We start from the raw sequence: 3,647 nt of genomic DNA on the forward strand, positions 1-3,647 counted from the left end.
GATTGGCTGGTAATCCCAAGGGGTTGCCTTCCGGTGCAAGTTGGGAACACATTTAAATGATTCAAACGCAATCCAAGCTCGATGTTGCTGACAACACGGGTGCCAAGTCCGTGATGTGCATCAAGGTTCTGGGCGGCTCCAAGCGCCGGTACGCCAGCGTTGGTGACGTCATCAAGGTGAGCATCAAAGAAGCCGCTCCGCGTGGCCGCGTCAAAAAAGGCGAGGTTTACAGCGCTGTGGTCGTTCGCACCGCCAAGGGCATTCGCCGTGGCGATGGTTCGCTCGTCAAATTCGACGGCAACGCAGCAGTGTTGCTTAACGCCAAGCTGGAGCCAATCGGCACCCGCATCTTCGGACCAGTGACGCGCGAACTGCGCACTGAAAAGTTCATGAAGATCGTGTCCCTGGCTCCTGAAGTTCTGTAAGGACTCGCCATGAATAAAATCCGTAAAGGCGACGAGATCATCGTGATCGCTGGTCGCGACAAAGGCAAGCGCGGCAAGATTTCGCTGCGCAAAGATGACAGCTATGTGCTGGTGGATGGGATTAACCTGGTGAAAAAACACACCAAGCCCAACCCCCTCAAGGGTACCACCGGCGGCATCGTCGAAAAAAGCATGCCGATTCACCAGTCGAACGTGGCAATCTTCAATGCCGCTACCGGCAAGGCGGATCGCGTTGGCATCAAGCTCCTGGCAGACGGCAAAAAAGTGCGCGTCTTCAAATCCAGTGGCGAAGAAATCAAGGTTGCATAACATGGCAAAGACCGCACCTGTACAAGCCGCTTCGCAGGCTCGCCTGCAAGCTCAGTACCGCGAAAAAATCGCCCCCGGCCTGATTGAGAAATTCGGCTACACCTCGCCCATGCAGGTTCCCCGTATCACCAAGATCACGCTCAATATGGGCGTGAGCGAGGCTGTTGCTGACAAGAAGGTTATGGACAACGCCGTCGGCGACATGACCAAGATTGCCGGCCAGAAGCCTGTCGTGACCAAGGCCAAGAAGGCTATCGCCGGTTTCAAGATCCGCGAAGACCTGCCTATCGGCTGCATGGTGACCCTGCGCGGCGTGAAGATGTATGAGTTCCTCGATCGTTTCGTTACCGTGGCCCTGCCCCGTGTGCGTGACTTTCGTGGTATTTCCGGCCGGGCCTTCGATGGCCGCGGAAACTACAACATCGGCGTGAAAGAGCAGATCATTTTCCCTGAGATCGAGTACGACAAGGTTGACGCCTTGCGCGGCCTGAATATCAGCATCACCACAACGGCAAAGACCGATGAAGAGTGCAAGGCACTCCTCACCGCCTTCCGTTTTCCGTTCAAGAACTGAGGCGGGACATGGCAAAACAAGCTTTACTGCAACGTGAACTGAAGCGCGAGAAACTCGCCGCGAAGTTCGCCAAAAAATACGCTGAACTCAAGGCGACGTCCAACGACGCCAAGCGTTCTGACGAAGAGCGTCAGCTGGCTCGCCTCGAGCTGCAGAAACTGCCCCGCAACGCGAACCCGACCCGCCAGCGCAACCGCTGCGCGATCACGGGCCGCCCACGCGGTACTTTCCGTCAATTTGGTCTGGCTCGCGCCAAGATCCGTGAGTTGGCTTTTGCTGGTGATATCCCCGGTATCACCAAGGCAAGCTGGTAAGCATAGGAGAACCACAAAATGAGCATGAGTGATCCTATTGCCGACATGTTGACCCGCATCCGCAATGCACAGATGGTTGAAAAAGCCGTCGTGCTGGTGCCGTCGTCAAAAGTCAAAGTTGCCATCGCGCAGGTATTGAAGGATGAGGGCTACATTGATGGCTTCTCCGTCAAGACCGACGAAGGCAAGTCCCAGCTGGAAATCGCCCTGAAGTATTACGCAGGCAAGCCCGTGATTGAGCGCATTGAGCGCGTCAGCCGCCCCGGCCTCCGTGTTTAMAAAGGCCATGGTGCCATCCCCCAGGTCATGAACGGCCTTGGTGTGGCAATTGTCACGACTCCGCAAGGTGTCATGACGGATCGTAAAGCCCGCGCTACCGGTATCGGTGGTGAAGTGCTTTGCTACGTGGCCTAACGGCGGCATTTGAGGAGAAACTGAAATGTCTCGTGTAGGAAAAATGCCAGTGGCCGTACCTCAGGGTGTGGACGTGGCCATGAAAGCAGACCAGATCAATGTCAAGGGCGCTCTCGGCACCCTGGCGCTGACGCAGAACGCGCTTGTCACCATCAAGAACGATGCAGGCAAGCTGACTTTTGTGCCGGCCAATGATTCGCGTGAAGCCAATGCCATGAGCGGCACGATGCGCCAGCTCGTGAACAACATGGTGACGGGTGTCACCAAGGGTTTCGAGAAAAAATTGAGCCTGGTCGGCGTGGGCTACAAGGCCCAGGCCCAGGGCGCCAAGCTGAACCTGACCGTGGGGTATTCGCACCCTGTGATCATGGACATGCCTGCTGGCATCACCGTTGCAACCCCGACTCCCACGGAAGTGGTGATCAAGGGTTCCGACCGCCAGCGCGTCGGCCAGATCGCCGCTGAAGTTCGTGCTGTTCGTCCTCCCGAGCCTTACAAGGGCAAGGGCATCCGCTATGTGGATGAGAAGATCACGATCAAAGAAACCAAGAAGAAATAAGGAGCTGCATCATGTTGACCAAAAAAGAGCAGCGCCTTCGTCGTTCACGCCAGACCCGCATTCGCATTGCTACGCAAGGTGTTGCCCGTTTGACCGTGAATCGCACCAATCTGCATATCTATGCCAGCGTTATTTCTGGCGACGGCACCAAGGTCCTGGCTGCTGCTTCCACCGCGGAAGTGGAAGTCCGCAAGGAAATCGGCGCTTCGGGTAAAGGTGGAAACGTTGCTGCTGCGCAAGCCATTGGCAAGCGCATTGCCGAAAAGGCAAAAGCAGCAGGTGTTGAAAAAGTGGCGTTTGATCGCGCCGGTTTTGCGTACCACGGCCGCGTCAAAGCGTTGGCTGAGGCGGCTCGCGAAGCTGGTTTGCAGTTCTAAGCAGACTGGAATTAAGTATGGCTAAGTTTCAAGCAAAACAGCAAAACGACGCTCCAGACGATGGTCTGAAGGAAAAAATGATCGCGGTTAACCGCGTGACCAAAGTCGTGAAGGGCGGTCGTATCCTCGGTTTCGCCGCGTTGACCGTCGTGGGTGACGGCGATGGCCGCGTCGGCATGGGCAAGGGCAAGTCGAAAGAAGTGCCGGCAGCCGTGCAAAAAGCGATGGAAGAAGCGCGCCGCAACATGACCAAGGTCTCGTTGAAAAACGGCACCATTCACCACAATGTTTTCGGCCACCACGGTGCAGCCAGCGTCATGATGGCGCCGGCTCCCAAGGGTACCGGCATCATTGCTGGCGGTCCAATGCGCGCCGTTTTCGAAGTCATGGGCATCACCGACATCGTGGCGAAGAGCCATGGTTCGAGCAACCCTTACAACATGGTGCGCGCCACCATGGACGCACTGAATAATTCCACGACCGCTTCTGAAATTGCGGCCAAACGTGGCAAATCGGTCGAAGAGATCTTCGGCTAAGGCGGCATTGAAAATGACCAAAGAAACCAAAGTCAAAGTCCAGCTGGTTCGCAGCCCGATTGGCACCAAGGAATCGCATCGCGCTACTGTGCGCGGTCTGGGCCTTCGTGGCGTCAAC

9 protein-coding genes are annotated in these 3,647 nt (G+C 56.4%); all 9 read left to right on the forward strand.

What is annotated here, in order from left to right; genetic code table 11:
• Window positions 1–56 precede the first annotated feature (56 nt).
• Window positions 57–425, forward strand: a complete 369-nt coding sequence (gene rplN, locus AC1D1X_RS18275) for a 50S ribosomal protein L14 (protein ID WP_007869247.1) — start codon at window positions 57–59, stop codon at window positions 423–425.
• Between the two features lie 9 nt (window positions 426–434).
• Window positions 435–755 (forward strand): 50S ribosomal protein L24, encoded by a 321-nt coding sequence (gene rplX / locus AC1D1X_RS18280; RefSeq protein WP_348045257.1) that lies wholly within the window; start codon window positions 435–437, stop codon window positions 753–755.
• Between the two features lies 1 nt (window position 756).
• Window positions 757–1,329 (forward strand): 50S ribosomal protein L5, encoded by a 573-nt coding sequence (rplE, locus tag AC1D1X_RS18285; protein WP_092130238.1) that lies wholly within the window; start codon window positions 757–759, stop codon window positions 1,327–1,329.
• Window positions 1,330–1,337: 8 nt separating this feature from the next.
• Window positions 1,338–1,643 (forward strand): 30S ribosomal protein S14, encoded by a 306-nt coding sequence (gene rpsN, locus AC1D1X_RS18290; RefSeq protein WP_188709725.1) that lies wholly within the window; start codon window positions 1,338–1,340, stop codon window positions 1,641–1,643.
• 18 nt (window positions 1,644–1,661) lie between these two features.
• Window positions 1,662–2,057, forward strand: coding sequence for a 30S ribosomal protein S8 (gene rpsH, locus AC1D1X_RS18295; RefSeq protein ID WP_477698828.1), 396 nt, complete (start codon window positions 1,662–1,664; stop codon window positions 2,055–2,057).
• 25 nt (window positions 2,058–2,082) lie between these two features.
• Window positions 2,083–2,616: a 50S ribosomal protein L6 gene (rplF, locus tag AC1D1X_RS18300; protein WP_477668670.1), complete on the forward strand. Its 534-nt coding sequence runs from the start codon at window positions 2,083–2,085 to the stop codon at window positions 2,614–2,616.
• Between the two features lie 11 nt (window positions 2,617–2,627).
• Entirely contained in the window at window positions 2,628–2,993 is a 366-nt protein-coding gene (gene rplR, locus AC1D1X_RS18305) for a 50S ribosomal protein L18 (protein ID WP_457281395.1), read from the forward strand.
• A gap of 17 nt (window positions 2,994–3,010) precedes the next feature.
• Window positions 3,011–3,529 carry a 30S ribosomal protein S5 gene (gene rpsE / locus AC1D1X_RS18310; protein WP_457281394.1) on the forward strand — a complete coding sequence of 173 codons (519 nt, stop codon included), beginning with the start codon at window positions 3,011–3,013 and terminating at the stop codon, window positions 3,527–3,529.
• Window positions 3,530–3,542: 13 nt separating this feature from the next.
• A partial coding sequence (locus tag AC1D1X_RS18315; RefSeq protein ID WP_477698829.1) for an uL30 family ribosomal protein occupies window positions 3,543–3,647 on the forward strand: 105 nt, incomplete at its 3' end.

The sequence above is a fragment of the Polaromonas sp. P1_G4 genome (assembly GCF_056405475.1).